We start from the raw sequence: 4,012 nt of genomic DNA on the forward strand, positions 1-4,012 counted from the left end.
CATATTTTACAAAAATGTCAAATATTAAATCCAAACCCCTAAGGGTTGAGGAGCAGAGGTGAAATTCATTCTCTATCTATTCAAGCTGTAATAAACAATTACAAACAGAATAAATATTGCAATGAAATCTACCATCTCACTACCTCCTTTATATAATATTTTGTGAGTTGTGCTAAAACTCACCTAAAATATTATAACAAAAAAGACTGGATTTTTCCAGTCTAATTTATAGCACATTTTTTTTAATATTATACAAAGTCTCCCTTAGGGATTTCTACACATTTATTATAGCATATTTTCTAAAAATGTCAATCCCTAAAAATTTTTAGATATACTAAATTGTTTAGAGTGTATTTTAAGCTGTTTTTAAATAGTTTATTCTATTAATTTTATTTTTTATTTTTATGGAAAAAATTTAAAAAAACTGTTATAATTATAGAAAAAATAATAGTAAGTTATAGGTTATCAAATAGATCTATGGCATAAAAAATATTGGAGGAGAGTTAGTTTTGAATAAAAAAATTATTTTTATATTTGTATTTTTATTATTGGGAACTTTTTCCTGTACTCCGCTTTCAGAGGGTCTTTCAATGAAAAGTCAGGTTTATAATGCGGATGATGTGGATTTTTATTATGATTTAACTTATAAGAAAGATGGGCAGACACATTATGAAAGACAGATCTGGGATCAGGCTTATAAGATTTTGGATGAAGCACAAGATTTTTTCCTAATGGATATTTTTGTGTTTAATGATTTTGTTGGAAAAGGTGTTGAGGATAAATTACATCCATTGCCGCTTGCAGAGGAATTTGCAGAAAAGATACTAGAAAAGCGGAAAAAAGATCCAAATGTGCAAATTTATCTAATACTTGACGAAAGCAATACATTTTATGGGGCTTACGATAACAAAATGCATAAAAAATTGGAACAAGCAGGGGTAAAAATTGGATATGTCGATTTAACTAAATTAAGAGATCCGGCACTTATCTATTCAGTACCATGGCGAATATTTATCCAACCTTTTGGAAATCCCAAAAATCGTGGAAAAATAAAAAATCCAATTTATGAAGGAACTGATAAAGTTACAATCCGTAGTATTTTAAGAGCATTAAATGCAAAAGCAGATCACAGAAAATTAATTATGAACGAGAATACCGCAATGCTGACATCAGCAAATCCGCATGCAGAAGGTTCAAAACATTCAAACATAGCATTTAAATTTTCATCGCCAATCTTAAAGGAAATCTATAATGCTGAAAAGCCAGTTGCAAAAATTACTAAAAAAGATGGAAGTTTGAAAAGAACATTACCGAACAAAGATTTTAGCAAAATTCCAGTTTCATCAAATGAAAAGCTAAAACTGCAATATTTTACAAACGGTGCAACAGTCAAAGATATTTTAGAAGAATTAAAAAATACACAGTTTGGAGATAAAGTCATCATTGCCCAATTTTTCCTTTCAGACAGAGGAATAATCAATGGCATCAAAAAAGCAGCAAAACGAGGAGTAAAATTTGAAATAATACTAAATAATGCAGATGCAGGATTGCCAAACAAAGCGGCAGCCGGAGAACTAATGAAATATGCCAGAAAGCATAATTATGACATAAATGTCAAATTCTATAACAAAGGCGAAGAAATGTACCATGTAAAAATGATGTCAATCCTGAAAAAAGATTATCTGATAACTTACGGCGGATCCACAAACTTTACAAGAAGAAATATGAGAAACTACAATTTAGAAAACGAACTAAAAATTATGTCAGCCTATGACCAAAAAATTTCACAAAATATTTTAGACTATTACGACAGATTATGGACAAATAGAGATGGAGACTTTACATTGCCTTATGATACACAAAAAAATGAAAAACTTATGAATGATATGTTATTTAGATTTTTGGAAGTAAATGGATTTGGAGCTTTTTAAAAATTATTTGTAAAATACAGCCATTCAATAACCACCCTCCAAAATATTCAACTAAGTTATTTTTTATAATTTTAGATTTGATTTTCTGATTAATAATTATTATTATTTATTTATATTTTTTTACCGCAAGGGCATCAGACGCCATGCCCTTGCATCCCCGCTTTACGCAAAACTTTCTTATAAAAGAAAAATAGAACTCACTTTTGAATAAAAATTATTTTAATATGTATAAACTAGAACAACTAAAATATATTCCAAAAGTTCAGACAGCTATTTTTCTTTTAACGAAATTTTGCTTCTTATTTTTTACTAAATTACTTACCCATATTTAAATTAAAATTGTCGTGATTTTTTGAAAATAAAAATTACTGTTTGAGCGAAGCGAGTTTAATTTTTGTTTTCAAAAAATGCTTAGACAAGCCGGGTTTGCAAAGGGGATGGCGACTGATCCCCTTTGCATTAAAATAAAAAAATAACATAAAAATTAAAGAAATAATATTTATTAACAATAATTTAACTTAATAAAGAAATTTATTTGAATATTTAGAGGAAATTAATGAACGGATTTATAAAAAATTTTGAAATATAATAAGAAAAGAGTGATTTTTATGGAAAATAAAGTTAAAATTGAAAAAATAAATGAAGATGATTATGATCGGATATTTGTTATTTCAGATCTTCATGGTCAGTACGAGCTGTTTTTAGGACTACTGGAAAAAATTAAGCTAAAAAGGGAAGATTTGCTTTTAATTTTAGGAGATATTTGTGATAGAGGAAAAAAGTCTTATGAAATTTACATGAAGTGCATAAAGATGATAAAACTTGGGTATAATTTAAAATTTATTTTGGGAAATCATGAGGATATGCTGTTGGAAGATTTGGAAAATGATTATCCGTTAAGACGGGAAACAGAATATTCGATTTATAGAAATTCTAGATATTTTGAGAAAAAAAGTATGGAGGAATGGCACAAAGAAAATTTCTTTTCAGAAGTGAAATGGCTAATAAAATGGCTAAAAGGTTGTCCAATTATAATTTGTGGAAATGAAAATATTTTTGTTCATGCAGGACTAGATTTACAAAGATCTTTGGAAGATCAGGAAAGAGGAAATGTTTTATGGACAAGAGAAGAATTTTGGTTAAATGAAGATAGTATGCTTGAAGAATATAAAAATAAAAATATATATTTTGGACATACTCCAAATATAAATGGAAGAATATCAAAAAAGACTAGTAAAATCTATGATATTGATTGTGGAGCATTTTTTACACATTTTTTAGGATGTGTTGAAATAATAAGGACTAAAGAAATTTCAAATATAAAAGAAATGTATATATATAAAGATGAATATATAGACTTTCCAGAAGTTTCAGAAAAAGTATTTTTGACACTTTGGAATGAAGAAATAGCCCCATTCATCAATTCTGAAAAATATAAAATAAAAAAAGGTAAAGTTTTAATTCTAAAAAAATTAGATAGAAAAGAGAAAAAAATAATAACTGAATTTTTCAAAAAATACAAAAAAATGTTTGGGAAAAATATTTTAAGCTATATAAAAAAATGACTTTAAAATTAATATATTTTTTAAATAACAAAGCAATAATGAGGGCATCTCGTAAATTAAAAATAATTTTATTAATATTAAGTATTATATATTTTAAAAAATTACACATAATAGATATATGTTACTTATGATTGAAAATGTTTTTTACTTTATAAGACAGCCCTTTTTTTATTTTCACATTTAAATAACATATTTATTGCTATAGTAAAATTAATTTAATACTAAACCTCATTTGAATAAAGAATACATTATAAATCTTTTTATTAGATTAAATCTAATTCTTTATAAATTTTAAAATTCACAAAAAAGACATATTTTTTACATAATTGAGACAAAATTAAATGATACTATATATTTGTTTAAGGGAATAAAAAAAGAAGAGCCGCCCCATCCGGCAGCTCTTCCAACGCATTTTCTGCGTTAAGCTTTCTTTCGCTTCATTAGGAAAATAAATTTGTGGTGAATTTATTAGTATAATACTTTTAATCCTAATCCTGCTTTGAAGTTGTGTCCTTT

The 4,012-nt window shown here is 26.5% G+C and carries 2 protein-coding genes; both read left to right on the forward strand.

Features of this window, described 5'->3' with window-relative positions:
- The first annotated feature begins 590 nt into the window (after positions 1–590).
- A complete protein-coding gene (locus ACO409_RS08915) occupies positions 591–1,931 on the forward strand; it encodes a phospholipase D-like domain-containing protein (protein ID WP_485556498.1) in 1,341 nt (446 codons plus the stop codon).
- Positions 1,932–2,539: 608 nt separating this feature from the next.
- On the forward strand, positions 2,540–3,496 hold the full coding sequence (locus ACO409_RS08920) for a metallophosphoesterase family protein (RefSeq protein ID WP_485556500.1): 957 nt from the start codon (positions 2,540–2,542) through the stop codon (positions 3,494–3,496).
- Positions 3,497–4,012: the final 516 nt, after the last annotated feature.

The sequence above is a fragment of the Leptotrichia sp. genome, from assembly GCF_057270615.1.

Excerpts from the sequence above, each read along its gene's own strand:
- ACO409_RS08915 (WP_485556498.1), top strand. The coding sequence starts at position 591 with ATGAAAAGTCAGGTTTATAATGCGGATGATGTGGATTTTTATTATGAT.
- ACO409_RS08920 (WP_485556500.1), top strand. The coding sequence starts at position 2,540 with ATGGAAAATAAAGTTAAAATTGAAAAAATAAATGAAGATGATTATGAT.